This is a genomic window from Lactobacillus sp. C449L (genome assembly GCF_059900815.1).
The window spans coordinates 81,254-97,629 of the sequence record NZ_JBWXGA010000004.1 but is presented as its reverse complement, the minus strand read 5'-3'; the positions used below and the strand labels follow the sequence as shown (position 1 = coordinate 97,629).

Annotated in this window: 16 protein-coding genes and 1 other annotated feature; of the genes, 1 reads left to right on the top strand and 15 read right to left on the bottom strand. The window is 37.4% G+C overall.

Going from position 1 to position 16,376, the window contains the following annotated elements; all coding sequences use genetic code 11:
- Positions 1–29 precede the first annotated feature (29 nt).
- The 10 genes from AC2JF9_RS07060 to AC2JF9_RS07015 form a co-directional block, all read right to left on the bottom strand.
- Positions 30–1,208, bottom strand: a complete 1,179-nt coding sequence (locus tag AC2JF9_RS07060) for an MFS transporter (protein ID WP_500726401.1) — start codon at positions 1,206–1,208, stop codon at positions 30–32.
- A 274-nt stretch (positions 1,209–1,482) separates the two neighbouring features.
- Positions 1,483–2,820: a type I glutamate--ammonia ligase gene (gene glnA / locus AC2JF9_RS07055; protein ID WP_500726399.1), complete on the bottom strand. Its 1,338-nt coding sequence runs from the start codon at positions 2,818–2,820 to the stop codon at positions 1,483–1,485.
- Positions 2,821–3,004: 184 nt separating this feature from the next.
- Positions 3,005–4,255, bottom strand: a complete 1,251-nt coding sequence (locus AC2JF9_RS07050; RefSeq protein WP_500726397.1) for a methionine gamma-lyase family protein — start codon at positions 4,253–4,255, stop codon at positions 3,005–3,007.
- On the bottom strand, positions 4,248–5,168 hold the full coding sequence (miaA, locus tag AC2JF9_RS07045) for a tRNA (adenosine(37)-N6)-dimethylallyltransferase MiaA (protein WP_500726395.1): 921 nt from the start codon (positions 5,166–5,168) through the stop codon (positions 4,248–4,250). The genes AC2JF9_RS07050 and miaA overlap by 8 nt, the downstream gene beginning before the upstream one ends.
- Before the next feature lie 79 nt (positions 5,169–5,247).
- Positions 5,248–5,652 (bottom strand): rhodanese-like domain-containing protein, encoded by a 405-nt coding sequence (locus AC2JF9_RS07040; RefSeq protein ID WP_500726393.1) that lies wholly within the window; start codon positions 5,650–5,652, stop codon positions 5,248–5,250.
- Between the two features lie 46 nt (positions 5,653–5,698).
- Positions 5,699–5,917, bottom strand: a complete 219-nt coding sequence (locus tag AC2JF9_RS07035; RefSeq protein WP_500726391.1) for a YqgQ family protein — start codon at positions 5,915–5,917, stop codon at positions 5,699–5,701.
- Positions 5,914–6,597: a rhomboid family intramembrane serine protease gene (locus tag AC2JF9_RS07030; protein ID WP_500726389.1), complete on the bottom strand. Its 684-nt coding sequence runs from the start codon at positions 6,595–6,597 to the stop codon at positions 5,914–5,916. The genes AC2JF9_RS07035 and AC2JF9_RS07030 overlap by 4 nt, the downstream gene beginning before the upstream one ends.
- Before the next feature lie 15 nt (positions 6,598–6,612).
- On the bottom strand, positions 6,613–7,182 hold the full coding sequence (locus AC2JF9_RS07025; protein WP_500726387.1) for a 5-formyltetrahydrofolate cyclo-ligase: 570 nt from the start codon (positions 7,180–7,182) through the stop codon (positions 6,613–6,615).
- A 52-nt stretch (positions 7,183–7,234) separates the two neighbouring features.
- Positions 7,235–7,384 (bottom strand): 50S ribosomal protein L33, encoded by a 150-nt coding sequence (gene rpmG / locus AC2JF9_RS07020; RefSeq protein WP_172999151.1) that lies wholly within the window; start codon positions 7,382–7,384, stop codon positions 7,235–7,237.
- Between the two features lie 83 nt (positions 7,385–7,467).
- Positions 7,468–9,561, bottom strand: a complete 2,094-nt coding sequence (locus tag AC2JF9_RS07015) for a peptidoglycan D,D-transpeptidase FtsI family protein (RefSeq protein ID WP_500726385.1) — start codon at positions 9,559–9,561, stop codon at positions 7,468–7,470.
- 237 nt (positions 9,562–9,798) lie between these two features.
- Between AC2JF9_RS07015 and AC2JF9_RS07010 the strand changes: the two genes are divergently transcribed.
- Positions 9,799–10,713 carry an N-acetylglucosamine kinase gene (locus AC2JF9_RS07010; protein WP_500726383.1) on the top strand — a complete coding sequence of 305 codons (915 nt, stop codon included), beginning with the start codon at positions 9,799–9,801 and terminating at the stop codon, positions 10,711–10,713.
- A 100-nt stretch (positions 10,714–10,813) separates the two neighbouring features.
- On the opposite strand, the gene greA is transcribed toward AC2JF9_RS07010, so the two are convergent.
- The 5 genes from greA to AC2JF9_RS06985 all read right to left on the bottom strand — a co-directional run bounded on the left by greA (position 10,814) and on the right by AC2JF9_RS06985 (position 16,322).
- A complete protein-coding gene (greA, locus tag AC2JF9_RS07005; protein ID WP_500726381.1) occupies positions 10,814–11,290 on the bottom strand; it encodes a transcription elongation factor GreA in 477 nt (158 codons plus the stop codon).
- 78 nt (positions 11,291–11,368) lie between these two features.
- Positions 11,369–13,786, bottom strand: coding sequence for a phenylalanine--tRNA ligase subunit beta (pheT, locus tag AC2JF9_RS07000; protein ID WP_500726379.1), 2,418 nt, complete (start codon positions 13,784–13,786; stop codon positions 11,369–11,371).
- Complete coding sequence (gene pheS / locus AC2JF9_RS06995; RefSeq protein ID WP_500726377.1) at positions 13,786–14,835, bottom strand: phenylalanine--tRNA ligase subunit alpha; 1,050 nt, start codon at positions 14,833–14,835, stop codon at positions 13,786–13,788. Before pheS ends, pheT begins: the two co-directional genes overlap by 1 nt.
- 39 nt (positions 14,836–14,874) lie before the next feature.
- Positions 14,875–15,079 (bottom strand) — a binding site (T-box leader).
- 45 nt (positions 15,080–15,124) lie between these two features.
- On the bottom strand, positions 15,125–15,475 hold the full coding sequence (locus tag AC2JF9_RS06990) for a winged helix-turn-helix transcriptional regulator (protein ID WP_500726375.1): 351 nt from the start codon (positions 15,473–15,475) through the stop codon (positions 15,125–15,127).
- Positions 15,476–15,554: 79 nt separating this feature from the next.
- Entirely contained in the window at positions 15,555–16,322 is a 768-nt protein-coding gene (locus AC2JF9_RS06985; RefSeq protein WP_500726373.1) for a TrmH family RNA methyltransferase, read from the bottom strand.
- Positions 16,323–16,376 lie beyond the last annotated feature (54 nt).

The following is a 16,376-nucleotide window of genomic DNA, read 5'->3' as shown; positions in this document are numbered from 1 at the left end:
GTAATATGCAGTCTACCGACTTTTTATTCTTAATGATGGTTAATGGCACTATTTAACTGTTTACGATAACAACAGTAAACCAAAATCATTAATGGTAGCAATAATAACTGTACCGGATAAAAATACTTAACTGGTAACCAATCATTAATAAAACCCATGATAATTGGTCCAAAAGACATACCAATATCGAGACCAAGGTAAAAAGTACTACTTGCCATTCCCTGCTCATTAATTGGAGCCAACAACAAAGCAGTAGATTGTAAAACTGAATAGATGATGCCATAGCCCATGGCCATAAAAGCTGCCGCACAAGTCATCAACCAATTGTTTTTCATTACTGCCAATAAAACAATATAGAATAGTGTTGCTATAACACTGACCCAAAACCATATCCCAAAACGAACGGTGTCAAAAAGATTTTTCAAACTAATGCGGAGTACTAGTAATACAACAGCATAGATTAAAAAGTAAGAGCCGACCGCTATGTTTAAATGTCTTTCTTCGGCATAGGTAACCAGATCAGCTTGCGTAACAAAGTATGGAAAAGCAAATAAGGTCGTAAGTATAGCAATTGGCAAGACATTTCTCTGAATAATTTTAGGATGACGGGGTATATTGGGATTTTTCTTTTGTAAGCTAGGGGTTGCTCGATTACCAACAAATTGAATAATCAAAACCATTAAAAAAGCCGAAACAGCAGATGCAATAATTGCAAAGCGATAGCCAGCTTTTTGATAAACGTTGATTGCTAATGCTGGCGCAATAGCCATTGCCAAAGCGTTCATCAAACCATAAATCCCCATTGCCTGACCAACGTGTGACCGGGGTACTAAAAAGGCAAGCCAGGTAGTCATGCAAACCGTACAGAGTACATAACCTGCACCATTAACTAGCCTAAATAGCAATAACCATCCACTTGTTGGCGCAAAAACATAACCAATTACACCAATCATGATTAAAGTACCGCCCATAAACGATAATCGATACTTTGAAAGTTTATCAGTTAAATTACCTGCAACTGGTCTTAAAAACATCGCCGCAATACTCATTATGCCTACAATAACACCTGCAAATGCACTACTAGCGCCTAAACTTTTGGCATAACCGTTAATTAACGGATTAACAAACATTGTACTAAACATGAAAAAGAACGATGCCGCCATTACTAATAAAACGTCTTTTTTGTATATGGACTTTGCTTTAGTCATCTTTTTATCACTTTTACCTTAAATTAGTTTAATGTTCTCATTCTACCACGCCAGCATTTTGAGGTTAATGTTTTTTTCAAAATCAGTAATTTTATGAAAAAGCAAAACTACGATAATTAACTTATTTAACTTCTCTGAAGCTAAAAGTAGATAATTGGTATATATAAAAAGTCACCGGATAAGTAAAAATCCGGTGACTTTCTTTGTAGAAGATACACTTAAGTAGATAATACTGGTAAAAGCTAGTTGTCCTTGATTATCTAAATCAAAAGTACTAATAGCCCATGTATTTATTTCTTTCCCAATCTGAAACAGTTTCTGAATATTGCGCCCATTCTAATTCCTTAGAACTAGTGAAGCTCTGAGTCAAATGCTCACCAAGAGCACTTTGGATTAACTTGTCTTCTTTAAATGCTTTCAACGCATTATGCAAAGTAGATGGTAAAGGCTTGATATCCATTTTAGTTCTTTCTTCTTCACTAACGTCAAACAAGTTGCAGTCAATAGGATCCATTGGCATTTTTTCTTGCTTAATTCCGTCAAGACCAGCTGCCAAACATGCTGCTAGCAATAAGTAAGGATTAGCGGTTGGATCGGCAGAACGCATCTCTAAACGAGTATTAATTTCCTCAGACGAAGGCACCCGAACCATAGGTGAGCGGTTCTTTGATGCCCAAGAAATGTAAACTGGAGCTTCATATCCTGGAATCAGCCTCTTGTAAGAGTTAACAGTCGGGTTTGCTACCGCAGTAATTGCTCGCGCATGTTCTAAAATACCATTTAAGAAATACAAAGCGGTGTTCGATAAGTGGAACTTATTATTTTTATCATAAAATGCATTCTTCCCAGCCTTAAATAATGACATGTTAGTATGCATTCCATTACCCGCTTGACCTTGTAATGGCTTAGCCATGAATGTTGCAAATAAGCCGTGTTTTTTAGCAATTTCGCGAACAATCATCTTAAAAGTTTGAACCCGGTCAGCAGTTGTTAATGCATCGTCAAACTTGAAATCAATTTCTTGTTGACCATCACCAACTTCATGATGAGCTGCTTCAACTTCAAAACCAATGCTTTCCAATGTTTCAACAATATCGCGCCGACAGCTTGCACTTTCGTCATTTGAAGTTAAATCGAAGTAAGAAGCGTGATCAGGTACTTCAGTAGTCCAGTTGCCATTTTCATCAAGTTTCAATAAATGAAATTCAGCTTCAAATCCGATATCAAATGCGGAAAAGCCCATATCTTTCATTTGCCCAACAATCCGTTTCAGATTATTACGCGGATCACCCTCAAACGGTTCACCATCTGTCGTATGAACTGAACAAATTAAACAGCCGATTTTTCCACCTTGGCTGTCAGTCCAAGGTAATACTGACCAAGTCGAAAAGTCTGGGTATAAAACCATATCGCTTTCTTCTAAACGAACAAAGCCATCGATTGAAGAACCATCAAAACGAACATCATTTGTCAGTACTTTATCAAGTTGACTATTTGGTACTTCAACTGCTTTCAGTGTCCCATTTATGTCAGTAAAAGTTAATCGAATAAATCGAACGTCGTTATCAGCGACGCTCTTTCTAATATCATCTGCTGTAATTTTCTTTGTCATGCTTTTCCACCTAAAAAAATATAAACAACTAACAATTGGTATAGCCCGGGAAAGGGCTCCAAACCTTGCCCGAAACTTGATTATTAGATTAGCAAAACATTAAATAATTGTCAAAGTGGTCTAAGCACTTTTTTCAAACTTTACTAAAGTTTTATATTATTAACGTTTTGATATATATACAAAATTACTTTTTGAAAAACAAGTCGTTAACTGCATTAGTAATAGCAATTTTAACGTGCGCATACGTTAACCCACCTTGCATGTAGATTGCATATGGCGGACGAATCGGACCATCACCAGAAAACTCTATGCTAGCCCCTTCAACAAATGAACCATCTGCCATGATTACCTGATCTTCATAGCCTGTATCATTGCTTGGAATAGGATCAACAAATGAATTAATGGGTGAATTCTCTTGAAGTGCTTTAGCGAATCTAATCATCTTATCTTTATCGTGGAAAATAACGGCCTGTATCAGGTCAGTTCGCTCGTCATCCCATTTAGGTGAAACTTCAGCTCCCATTCGTTCTAAAATTGCTGAAGCATATATCGCACCTTTGATTGCATTTCCGGTCACACTAGGTGAAATAAACAGGCCTTCAAAATAATCAAGATTATTGTTTAAACTAGCGCCTTCTTCACGCCCAATCCCACCGGCAGTTAATCTAGCAGCGGTATTTTCAATTAATTCATGCTTTCCAACTACATAGCCACCAACTTTGGCCAAACCACCGCCAGCATTCTTAATTAATGAACCGGCCATTATGTCTGCACCAAATTCAGTCGGCTCGTGCTTTTCAGAGAATTCCCCATAGCAATTATCAATAAAAACAATACTATCTGGCGTTGTTTCGCGGATTAATTCAATCATCGGCTTGATTTTTTCAACAGTAAAACTCTTGCGCGTGTCATACCCACGAGAGCGTTGAATTACAACCATCTTGGGTTTATGTTCAGATAAAAACTTGCGAGCAGTAGCAAAGTCTACGTTACCATCTTCTAACAAGTCTACATGAGAAAACTTAACACCATATGATTTGAGACTGCCACGGCCATCTCCGGCAATTCCAATCACCTGCTGAACTGTATCATAGGGCATTCCAGTCAGATAAGTTAATTCATCACCAGGCAATAAGTTACCTGCCATTGCCGTAGCCAAAGTATGTGTTCCTGACACAAACTGGGAACGAACAAGCGCATCTTCCGTATCGAAAATTTGAGCGTAAATGCGATCTAATTTATCCCGACCACTGTCATCGGATCCATAACCAGTGCTCCCAATTAAGTCAGCTTCCGCAACTGCTTTATCTTTAAAGGCTTGTAATACCTTATTTTGGTTATATAAAATAGTATCATCAATTTTTGCCAATCGGGGCGCAATTTGCGCATCAATTTCACTAACTAATTTCTTTAATTCTTCTGGCCAATTATTCATTTAACCATTCCTCAGCTTTCTGCTTAATTTTTAGTAAACAATCCGGATCATTTAGGGGATCAAACCAATTTACGGGTAACTGATGTCTAAAATAGGTTAACTGCCGTTTCGCATATCGACGAGAAGCTGTTTTTAAAGCCGTTTCGCATTCGGCCAAACTCTTTTCACCAGCAAAATAAGGAAAGAACTCCTTATACCCAATTGCTTGAAGAATTTGATATTCACGAGAGCGATTTTGATAAACAAATTCGGCTTCCTCAAGTAGACCATTTTGCATCATTTGGTCAACTCTTAAGTTGATCCGGCGATAGATTTCAGCGCGGTTAGAATTTAATCCAATAATTAAATAATCATAGCGTGGCTGGATTTTTTCTTGTTGAGAAGAAAATTCATGACCTGTCCGCGAAATTACGGTTAATGCACGTAAAACCCTTCTTGAATTGTTTTGAGGAATTTTGACAGCAGCATTTGGATCGAGTTCATTTAATTTTTGCCAAAGCTCCATGGGACCATTTTTTTCCAAAAAAGCAATCCACTTATTATCAACGGCAGTATCTTGTTCAACTTTTTCACCAAGTTGCATTTGGTTAAGTAAGGCATTAACATAGAAACCCGTTCCCCCCACAAGCAGAGGCAGCTTTTCTTTCTGAGCAATTTCGTCAAGTGCTTTTTCAGCCTGTTTAACAAAGTCCTTAACTGAATATGGCTTAAATACAGACTGGGTATCTACTAAATAATGTTTAGCCGCTTTTCTTTCTTCAGATGTAGCTTTTGCCGTACCAACTGCAACTTCGCGATAAACTTGCATCGAATCTCCGGAGATAATTTCAGCGTCCAACTCATTTGCTAATGTGATCGCTAAACTAGTTTTTCCAATCGCAGTTGGACCAATGATTGCAAGTACTTTTTGCATTTTTCGTTTTCCTTAAGTGTTTTTATCAATTATATATGAAAAAAACACGTTTGAAAAAAATCTACAAACATGTTTTTCCTTAATATTTAGATGACTTAGTGCGACCATTCCATTCATCAAAGCCATTTTTGAGCCATTTAATTGAGGAGAAATGCTTTTTTTGCAAAAATCTGGCTGCGCGCAGTGTCACTGACAAAGAGTCAGAGTATAAATACACTGGCAAATCCGTTCTCAATTCACCGTATTGATATTTCAGCATTGTATAAGGAAGATTGCGTGCTCCATCGATGTGTTTTCTTTTAAATGGCGCCTTTTCACGCAAGTCAATAATTTGCGCTTTTCTCATACCTTCATTAAACTCTTCATTAGTTAAATCACCGCTGCCCAAACGTTTAGTTTGAATTCGATTCCAAAGCCAAACAGCCACAAAGGCAAGGATAATAACTACTAATACCACGTCTACAATAATTAAAAAAGTTGACATAAGTTCTTTTCTCCTCTAAAAACTATAAGAATAATATACTCTTAAATTAAGAGCTATGCTTATCTTTTTCGATTTTTTCTTCATATTCGTGCTCGCGCTGTAAAATTAGTTTAGCAATCAAGTAATCATGCTGACTAATTAAGTGCGCCCGATTGATATTATCAAGTTCAAGTGCCATTAGTTCAATGTCCCAAATCCGTTTTCCGACGTGAACCATGACCCCATATTTCTCAAGAAGTTGTTGTACATCGTATAGAGTTTTCATGATAAATCAATCACCATGCCTATTCTTACTGTTGCTACACAATAAATGATAAGCAAACATACCGCAACAAAGCGCTCCTTATTTGAATATCGATGAATTGCTTGACTACCTAAAATAATTGCAGTTAAAAATCCAATTATTAAACCACCGATATGGCCTTGTATATCAATATTTGGCATAAATAAATCTAATCCAATATTGATTGCCGCAAGCCAAAAAGCTTGTCTGCCCAAATAAGAAATTACTTGGTTATCGCGGTTACGTAATGCAACGGCAGTCATTGCCCCAAATAGACCGAATAAAGCAGTCGAAGCGCCAGCACTAATAGCAGTATCGCTGCCAAAAGCTAAACTTAAAAGATTTCCACCTACTCCAGACAGTAGATACAAGACCAGAAAACGCCAATGACCTAGTAATGGCTCAATATAAAAACCAATATAGTAAATCATAACCGCATTAGAAACTAAGTGCATAATACCTATATGCAAAAACTGTGCAGTAAAAAGACGCCACCACTGATTGCCACCAACCACAGCGTAATTGTTCATTGCACCCATTCTATTTAGTACAGCCATATTTTCTGAACCACCAAGCAGTGTTTCCAGTACAAAAGTAACTAAAAGCACCACTAAGATTCCGACTGTCATGTAACTATTTCTTAGATATTGTCGTTGATCCATCTTAACCTCTTTTTGTTATTGAAAGATTGAACTAGGCGTAATGATTGTTTTAACTGAAACATCCGTTTCTTCAATGTGCCATGGCGCTGTGTCAAAAGTCATCTTTGAATTTGCTAAAGCAACGGTATCAGTATTGGGATGCTTAGCTAAAAAACGGTCATAATAGCCACCGCCGAAGCCTAAACGCTCATGTGAGTCTAATGCAAAAGCTAAACCCGGGACAATAACCAAATCAAGATCATTGTTAATTTTAGCATTCGGGTCACTGACTTGTTCAACACCAAATTTTGATTTAGTTATTTTAGTCATATAACTATACGAAATAAAGTCTTGCGAATGCTGGCTATTCTCATTAGCCCGTGCTAAGTATACGTCTTTACCTTGATCCCAGAGTCTGGCAATTAACCCAGAAGTATCAACTTCATATGATAAAGACGAAGTGATACCAATTGACTGCTTGTTTTTGAGCAAATCTGACTCAATTATTTTTTTAAGCAGGACCTGGTCTTCAGCGTCTTTTTCTTTAGTATCTGCAAAATTACTCAAATTTTTAATTTGCTTTTGCCGTAGTTCTTTTTTGTTCATGATTCTTCCATACAAAAAATAGCAGGAGCATTGCCCTTGCTATATTGGTTTATTACTTAGTTTCACGATGAAGAGTTGCATGTCTTTCAACTGGGCAATACTTCTTCAAACTTAAACGTTCCGGATGCTTACGCTTGTTTTTCTTAGATAAGTAACTTCTATCGCCACATTCGGTGCATTCCAAAATGATGTTATCTGCCATTTCTTTCACCACCTAATTTCATTATTCTGACTGTATAAGTTTAGCATTTCTCTAAACTATTTACCAGAGAAATTCTCAAATTTCTATTTTTTATGCAACTTAAAGTAATCTTGAACCATTTCTTTGGTCATCTGCAAAGTGTAAGAACCTTCTAAATCAGGGTCTAAACCTGGAAAAATAACTGCAGTAGCAATCTCAGCATTATCGGAAGGTGCATAGCCAACAAAGGTTGCATTAACTAACTCAGGCGGATTTTTTTGATTAGGATTATCAGGATCATAATAAAATGTTTGGGCAGTTCCTGATTTACCTGAAATCGATGGTTTAACATTCTTCAGCTTATGAGCAGTTCCCCATGTGTTTGTTCCGTGAACCACACGCCAAAAACCCTGACGAACAATTTCTAACTCGCTTCGTGTCCACGGAATGCGCAATTGCACATTTGGTTTTTTGTTATAGTCAATGTTTACCGTTTTACCGTCACTGGCTGTACGACCAACTGATTGAACAATATACGGCTGCATGCGGTAACCGCCATTTGCAATCGTTGCAATATATTGCACCATTTGCATTAGCGTATAAGCATCATAGTTACCATATGACAAGTCAAGGACTGAACCGGAAAGGATATTTCCGTGTTCATTAAACGACCTACCCTGAATTCCGGAAATTTCTCCTGGTAAATCGACACCAGTTTTTTGTCCCAAGCCGAACATATTAAAGTTATGACGCAAAGTATCAAAAGCCGAATTCGGCATACTGATAAACTCCTTAGGGACATATTTAGCATGAACCCAATTCATTGCTAAATGCATCATATAGATGTTACTAGATACTTCTAGTGCAGTTGAAGCATCTAGCGAACCAAATGTTCCAACTGGATAAACTGATTTCTTAATTGGAGTACCAGGTAAATAAACTGGCGTTTCAGGTAAGACGTTATTAGTAGGCGTGATTACTTTGTTAATCAGACCACCGCTGACCATTGCACCCTTAACAGCAGATCCCATAACAAATGCCTGATTAATTACGCCAAGAGCGTTGTTAGTCGTTTTATTTTTCTTTGGATCACGGCTAATGCCGGCTACAGCTAAGAGAGCACCAGTTTTAGGATTCATTGCTACTGCATAGGCACCGTTAGAATAGCGTGCCGCCCCAGAAGCAATTGCCGCAGAGTAAATTCTCTGCAAAGATTCTTGAACTTGTTTTTGATATTTAGCATCCAGCGTTAATACCAAACTTGCGCCAGCTTGACCTGAATATAGCGACTTAGTTTGCTCAATCCCATCAGAAGACTTAGTTGATACTTTACTGGTGGCCTTAGACCCTTTTAAAAGTGGCTCATATTCTTCTTCTAGATACGAAGTTCCTACCCGGTCGTTTCTTGAATAACCATTAGTCAAATAATATTGTAGATTGTCACTTGGTAGTCCTGCTTTTTCAGTCGAAACGGAACCGATAATACTTTGAATTGACGAGCCGTTCGGATAAGATCTTTGCCAATCAGTTCCGATTCCGACACCTGGCAGTTCAGATAGATGCTCACCGACTTCGGCAATCTCCTTGTCGGTTAAACCATCATTTTTTACATAAATTGTTGAAAGCGTGTAAGCGCCAGAGACTTTATTATAAATTAAGGCCGCTGTTTTTTGCCGTTCACTCAGCTTAAGGTGCTTTTGACGAACTTGATCCTGAATTCTGGCATTAATTAGCTCATCATTCTCAGTCTTACGAATAGACTGAGGTACTTTTGCAGCTTCTTCGGCACTATTGTTTTTATTGCCTAGATAATAATCTATGACCTGTTGTTCAGTTGGCTCTTCACTTTTTATGTGAATGTATTTACTCAATGCATTGGAGATCGAATATACATCATCAGTGGTTGTCGATACACTCTTGGTATAAGTAATTGCATTTTTGGCTTTGTTGCCAACCAGAACCCGTCCCTTACTATCATACATAATTCCGCGCGGAACCTGGCTAGAAACGACTGCCGAACTGGACTTTTGAACTTCAGCTTTAAAACGAGAACCGTAACCTATCTGTAAGTAAGCGAGCTGACCAATTAAAGTTGCAAATAGCACAAAAATAATCGCCAGAATTATTTTCATTCTAATTGGCGTTGAAGACTGGGTTTTTGAATCGTTATTATCACGGTTTTTTCTAAAAAAATTCACGTACTTCGAACCTCACTTAAACTAGAGTTATTTTAACAAAAACCAAGATGCAATTCTATCTATTAAATCGAGCTTTGATAAAATTTTAAACAGATTATAAATAGAAATTGGTTTAAAAGATAAACTTACTAATCAAGCAGGTGTTTATAATCTCAGTATCAATACTAAAAGTTCTTCTGTATTTGCTTTTTTTGTAATAAAATAAATGGATAAATACAATGGAAAGAAGATTAAAATATGACACTTGAATACCAAATTGGGGTCGATGCCGGTGGTACCCATACTACTGCTATTGCTTACGATTTGAATGGCCAAGAACTTAAAAGCAGCGAAGCGGGTCCAGGTCAGGTTAACACTAACTATGATACTGCAATTAGTAACATCACTGAAGCAATTAACCAATTGATTGATCAAATTAATGGTGATTGCCAACGGGTTTTATGTGGCATAGCCGGTCTGTCAGTTATTGGCCATGCTGCCGAAGTTGCAGCAGAAATTTCAGCTAAGATTAATAACTTACCTACCAGGGCAATTACCGACTCTCTGCTCGCTTTATATAGCGGTCTTGAAGGAGAAGACGGTGGATTGGTAATTGCAGGAACTGGATCTGTCTTTAACGGCTTACAAAATGGTCGCATTATAACAACAGGCGGGTACGGTGCTATTTTAGGCGATGAGGGCTCTGGCTATGCAATTGCACTTACCGCATTAAAAGCTGCCCTTTTAAGCTGGGATAAACGCGAAGATAATCAACTAATTCCCATGTTTAATGATCTTTTCAAAACAGATAACATTGTCGATGCAACGGCCAAATTTTATAAGTTAACCAATCCTGAAGTTGCTTCAATGGCAGTAAGTGTGGCTAAATTAGCTGATAGTGGCGATCCAGATGCGACCGCTGTAATTAAAGAACAAGCTGAATTATTGGCACGCGACATTACTATCGGAATGGATCGCTATGAAGATCCAAAACCAATGAAAATTGCTTTAACCGGCTCGGTTTTAGCTAACAATACAATGATGCGTGACTTTTTAGAAGATAAAGTTCGCCAACATTATCCAAATGTGGAATTTTCAATTTCAAATGGTGCAAATGCACGTGGCGTAGTTTTTGATAAAAGCAGTGATTACCGTTATTTCACTAGCCGCTAAAAAACAAAAGTGTTTAAAGTAAAAAACAGGTTACCATAAAGTAATCTGTTTTTTGCTTTTAATTAAATCTTGTTCAAACTGTCTAAAAATAAATTAATGTTTATTCTTTTACCTCAGTTATTACGACATCAAACTTACCGCCTGGCGTGGTAATAGTAACTGTTTCGCCTTTCTTTTTACCCAAAATCGCTTGGGCAATAGGTGAATCGTTGGAAATTTTACCACTCAATGGGTCAGATTCATCACTACCAACAATTGTGTAGGTTTCTGGATCGTCTTCTCCAACCTCAGTATAAGTAACTGTTTTACCAACAGCAACTTCATCCGGATCAGTAGAATTTGAGTCAACAACGTGGGCATACTTCAACATTTCCTCAACCACGTTAATGCGGTCTTCAAGGTGGCTTTGCTCATCTTTAGCGGCATCGTACTCTGAATTCTCAGACAAGTCACCATAAGAACGCGCAACCTTAATTCTCTCAATTACTTCTGGACGTTTAACAAGTTTTAAATTCTTTAATTCTGCTTCAAGCTTTTCTTTACCTTCAGCAGTCATTGGATATGATTTCTCAGGCATAAAATTTTCTGCTCCCTAAAGTTTAAATTCTCTTTTGCACTGATTAATAATATTGATTTACGACTTCAAAGTCAACCTCTAACGAATTTCAGCATTTAACTGATTTTCTAAACCTTGCGTAATTTGGTCCATCGCTTCATTAACTACTTGATCAGTTAAAGTATCTTTTTCATTTAAGAAAATCAAGCGATATGTCAGACTCTTTTTCTTATTATCAATATGCGAACCTTGGTATACATCAACTACCGGTAAGTTAATTAAGTATTTTCCACCATTAGCTTTAATACATGCTTCAATTTGACTACTAGTGATGTCTTTCTCGACTAAAATTGATAAGTCCCGTTCAACCGGTGGAAACTTAGGCGCTGTTTTTGCAATCGTTTTAAGGTTAGTAATTAATGGCACAATTACGTCAAGATCTAACTCGTAGCCGTAAATTTCTTTACCTTTCATAACCTTGTTTGTCCTTGTTACTTCGTAACCAATCATTCCGATCATTCCAAGGTATTGATTATCAAGATAAATGCCAGCTGTCCGGGTAGGATGCATTGATTTAATTATTTCAGACTTATATTCTAGTTTCGTAGGATTAATGCCAATTGCTAAAAATAAATTAGTTAATTGTCCCTTAACATAATAGAAATCAATCGGGTCATTTTTGTGTTGCCAGTTTTCAAAATAAACATTCCCTGTATAAAGAGCAGCCAAATGCTCATGCTCATTATAGGTATTGCCTTCAAAATCATAAACCCGACCTTGTTCAAAAATCTCTAATTGATTTTGTTTTCGCGCCATATTATAGCTAGCGGCATCAATTAAACCGGTCATTAAATTTTGTCTTAAGGTGGAACGACCTGAATTTAATGGCATCTGAACCTGAACTAATTTTTTAGGCTCCTTAGTGTAGGAAATGGCTTTTTCAGGAGAAGTTAACGAATATGAGATTGCTTCAACTAGCCCTTGACCTTGAACAACTCTCTTAATTCGTCTTATTTTTTCTTCTTCTAATGAGTACCCGCCATGTGTTTCTGGCAAAACTGGTTGGGTAGACGCAATATTATCATAACCGTAAAGACGACCAACTTCTTCGACTAAGTCGGCTGGAATAGCAACATCCCAACGTCTTGCTGGTACTTCAACAGTTAAATCATCACCGCTCAATTGAAATTTAAAGTTAAGGCGGTCGAAAATGTGTTTAATCTCAGTTGAGGAAATTTCTGTACCCAAAGTTTTATTAAGGTAAGAAACAGTTGTATGAATAATATCCTGCTTTCGCTCTTTAGCAGTAGCTGTAATTACGCCTTCGTTAATAGTGCCAGCAGCATCGTTGCGCAAAAGTAAAGCTGCCATATCAAGAGCTCGCACAGTCGCATCCCAATTGACACCTTTTTCATATCGACTTGAAGCTTCAGTTCGGTTCGCATGACGCAAAGCAGCTTTTCTAATTAGTGTTGAGTCAAAAATCGCCGACTCAAGGATTACATCTGTGGTATCGTTTTTAATTTCGGAGTTAAGACCACCCATGACTCCGGCCATCATTACAACTTCTTCACCATTTGTAATTACAATGTCATTGGGATCAAGATCAACGTTTTTATCATTAAGAAGTGTTAACTTTTCGCCTTTTTCAGCTTTTCTAACCACAAGCTTGCCGCTTTCAAAAGCTCGAGCATCATAAGTATGCATTGGCTGGCCAGTCAAAAGCATTACATAATTAGTGACATCAACTACATTATTTATTGGCCGAATTCCAGCATTCCATAAACGTTTTTGCATCCAAAGCGGGCTATCAGAAATTTTAACTCCACTAATTTTGCGTAAATAAAATTTCGGAGCAAGTTGTGGATCGACCTCAGCTTCAAAGTCAGTCGTCCAATCCGGACCGTCGGCTTTTAAAACTACATCTTCCAGCTTAACTGCTTCATCAATAATTGCTCCCACTTCATATGCCGCGCCTTCCATTGACAAAGTATCAGCACGATTAGGTGTAATATCAAAGTCAAAGATATAGTCATCCATACCTAATGGTTCAAACGCCTCTTGACCAGGTTTGACATCTGCATCCTGAGGAAAAACATAAATTCCGTTAGCATACTTTTCAGGTACTAGATTATCAGCAAAACCGATTTCTTGAAGACCACAAATCATTCCATTAGATTCAAGACCACGTAATTTACCCTTTTTAATTTTCACATTATCGGCAATGCGTGCGCCTGGAAGAGCGACAATAACGTCTTCACCGGCAGCTACATTAGGAGCGCCGCAAACAATCTGATGAGGTTCTTCCTCACCAACATCAACATGAGTAACATTAAGGTGAGTACCTTCAACGGGTTCACAATCGATAATGTGTCCTACTACAAGTTTTTTCAATCCTTTTTGGGGATGTTTTACTTCAGCAACTTCAACACCCGTACGCGTGATTTTTTCAGCCAAATCACTTGGATCTTGATCTAACTTTAGAAAATCCTGCAGCCAATTATATGAAACTAGCATTATTTTTCCTCCTTACTGAATTGTTCTAAAAAACGGACATCGTTGGTATAGAAATCGCGAATATCATCAATGCCATATTTAAGAATTGCAAAACGATCAAGTCCAACGCCAAAAGCAAATCCACTATACTGGTTAGAGTCAACGCCAGCATTTTCTAACACATTAGGGTGAACCATACCTGCACCAAGCACTTCAATCCATCCAGTGTACTTACAAATCGGACATCCTTTACCATCACAGTTAAAGCATGAAACATCCATTTCTACCGATGGTTCAGTAAATGGGAAATAGCTTGGCCGTAAACGAGTTTCGCGATCTTGACCAAAAACATGCTTAGTCATCAGTTCAAGCGTTCCCTTTAAATCACCCATAGTAATGTTTTCGTCAACAACTAAACCTTCCATTTGCATAAATTGGTGGGAGTGAGTTGCATCGTCATCATCACGCCGGTACACCTTACCCGGTCCAACCATCTTTAACGGACCTTTAGTAAAGTCATGCTTTTCTAACACCCGCGCTTGATCCCCAGAAGTTTGCGAACGTAAAAGATCCTCTGGATCAACATAAAATGTTTCTTGCATGTCTCGCGCCGGGTGGTCTTTAGGCAAGTTCATCATTTCAAAACAGTAATGATCAGTTTCTATTTCAGGACCCTGCACAACTTGATAACCCATTCCAATAAAGTAGTTTTCCAAATCATCTAGAATGATGTTAATTGGGTGCTTGGCTCCTAAATGATTTGATCTTCCCGGTAAAGTAACATCAATTTTTTCTTTTGCAAGCTGCTCTTCAACTAGCTTTTCAGCAATTTCACTTTTAGCTTCATCTAGTTTTTGATTAAACAAATCGCGCAACTTGTTAACATCTTGACCGACTTCACGCCTTCTTTCAGGCTCGACTTCTTTCATTGAATGTAGAATTTCAGTTAATTCACTTTTACGACCAACAAGTTTAACGCGGACATCATTTAACTTGTCTTCAGTTTTAGCTTTTTCAATTTCAGCTAAACCATTGTCACGCAATTCTTTTAGCCTATCAAATAAATCCATGCTTCTTTTTCCTTTCAAACAAAAAGCTCCGTCCCTACCAAAAGGGACGAAGCTTCGCGGTACCACCCTAGTTTGAGCTAACAATAAGCCCACACTCAAGTCTTCGATAACGGTGAATACCGGAATTGATTAGATCCTACTAGTAAGATGAAATTCACAAGGTCATTTAAACTCTTCTTTCAGCTTAATAAAAAAGTCTCTCTAATAAATGGAAATTGTTACTAGTCTTACTCTTCGTAATTAATTAATAGAATAATTCTTTTTTTAAAAACATGCAAGTAAATATTTATTATACCCACTTATCTGCCCAATCATGAATTTGGTCAAAAACAGGCTGTAAATCCGCACCCTTTTTGGTCAAACCATATGAAATAATCTTGGTTTCTTCGTCAACCGAACGACTAACGATGTTTTCCTTCTCAAGTTCCTTTAGTCGTTCAACCAAAACGCGATCGGAACAGGCTCTTACACAGCTAGATAAATCCTTAAAACGCATATATTTGCCAGCACACAGGGAACTAATTATCAGACCATTCCATTTTTTACCAATAACTTGAAAAGCATTGATAAAATGTTGACACATTTCATAATCAGCGCCTTGACAGTCAACATTTTCGTTGGCTTTATCATCTTGACCCATAATGACTATTCCTCCCACAGCAAAGAAATCATAATAATTCATTATAAAAAAAGAACTTACTAAAAACAAGCACTAACGTTTAAGCAAAATGATAGATAATTATTCCAGCCGCTACAGCAGCATTTAGCGACTCAGCTTTTCCTTTAATAGGAATATATAGTTTCTCATTGCTTAGTTGCGCAACTTCATCACTAACACCATGAGCTTCATTTCCAATTACTATGCCAAGCTGCTCAACTTGTGCAAAGTCCTGTAATTGCTTAGCATTTTTATCTAATATACTGGTGTAAACTGGTATATCATTAATATTCAACTTTGTAATCACGGTAGCTAAATCTGCAATTATCAAATTAATGTGAAACTGGCTTCCCTGCATTGCCCGTTGCGTCTTAGGGTTATACAAATCGACACATGTTGGTGCCAAAACTACGCCATCAAACCCTGCTGCATCAGCTGTCCTGATAATTGTACCTTCATTGCCAGGATCTGCAATCTTGTCTAATAATACCCACTTACCATAATTGAAGGGATAATCTTTAGGCTGAGCAATTTTCAAAACCATAAAAATATTTTGGGAATTTTTAGTACTGGATAAATAATTAGCGATAGCGGAATTAATTAAAATGGTCTTTTTATCAACTAAACTTGCTTCATAATCAGCATTAACTTGACTAAGAGCAGACTCGGTTCCAAGTAAATAAACGTAGCTCTTCCCTGCCTTAAGAGCTTCCTCAATTAGATGAAAACCTTCAATCATATACGAGCCGGTTTCTTCACGGTACTTTTTTTGTTTTAATTTTGCTAGATCTTTAATTATTTTATTACTAACTGAACTAATCTGTTCCATTAGTCAAACATCTTCTTTCAAATTCTATTATAGGGTAAAATTTATTGGATAAAA

Coding starts and splice junctions, on each gene's coding strand:
- glnA (WP_500726399.1), bottom strand. CDS start 2,820: ATGACAAAGAAAATTACAGCAGATGATATTAGAAAGAGCGTCGCTGAT.
- AC2JF9_RS07040 (WP_500726393.1), bottom strand. CDS start 5,652: ATGTCAACTTTTTTAATTATTGTAGACGTGGTATTAGTAGTTATTATC.
- AC2JF9_RS07035 (WP_500726391.1), bottom strand. CDS start 5,917: ATGAAAACTCTATACGATGTACAACAACTTCTTGAGAAATATGGGGTC.
- greA (WP_500726381.1), bottom strand. CDS start 11,290: ATGCCTGAGAAATCATATCCAATGACTGCTGAAGGTAAAGAAAAGCTT.
- AC2JF9_RS07010 (WP_500726383.1), top strand. CDS start 9,799: ATGACACTTGAATACCAAATTGGGGTCGATGCCGGTGGTACCCATACT.
- rpmG (WP_172999151.1), bottom strand. CDS start 7,384: ATGGCAGATAACATCATTTTGGAATGCACCGAATGTGGCGATAGAAGT.
- pheT (WP_500726379.1), bottom strand. CDS start 13,786: ATGCTAGTTTCATATAATTGGCTGCAGGATTTTCTAAAGTTAGATCAA.
- AC2JF9_RS07025 (WP_500726387.1), bottom strand. CDS start 7,182: ATGAACAAAAAAGAACTACGGCAAAAGCAAATTAAAAATTTGAGTAAT.
- AC2JF9_RS06990 (WP_500726375.1), bottom strand. CDS start 15,475: ATGGGTCAAGATGATAAAGCCAACGAAAATGTTGACTGTCAAGGCGCT.
- AC2JF9_RS07030 (WP_500726389.1), bottom strand. CDS start 6,597: ATGGATCAACGACAATATCTAAGAAATAGTTACATGACAGTCGGAATC.
- AC2JF9_RS07050 (WP_500726397.1), bottom strand. CDS start 4,255: ATGAATAATTGGCCAGAAGAATTAAAGAAATTAGTTAGTGAAATTGAT.
- pheS (WP_500726377.1), bottom strand. CDS start 14,835: ATGGATTTATTTGATAGGCTAAAAGAATTGCGTGACAATGGTTTAGCT.
- miaA (WP_500726395.1), bottom strand. CDS start 5,168: ATGCAAAAAGTACTTGCAATCATTGGTCCAACTGCGATTGGAAAAACT.
- AC2JF9_RS06985 (WP_500726373.1), bottom strand. CDS start 16,322: ATGGAACAGATTAGTTCAGTTAGTAATAAAATAATTAAAGATCTAGCA.
- AC2JF9_RS07060 (WP_500726401.1), bottom strand. CDS start 1,208: ATGACTAAAGCAAAGTCCATATACAAAAAAGACGTTTTATTAGTAATG.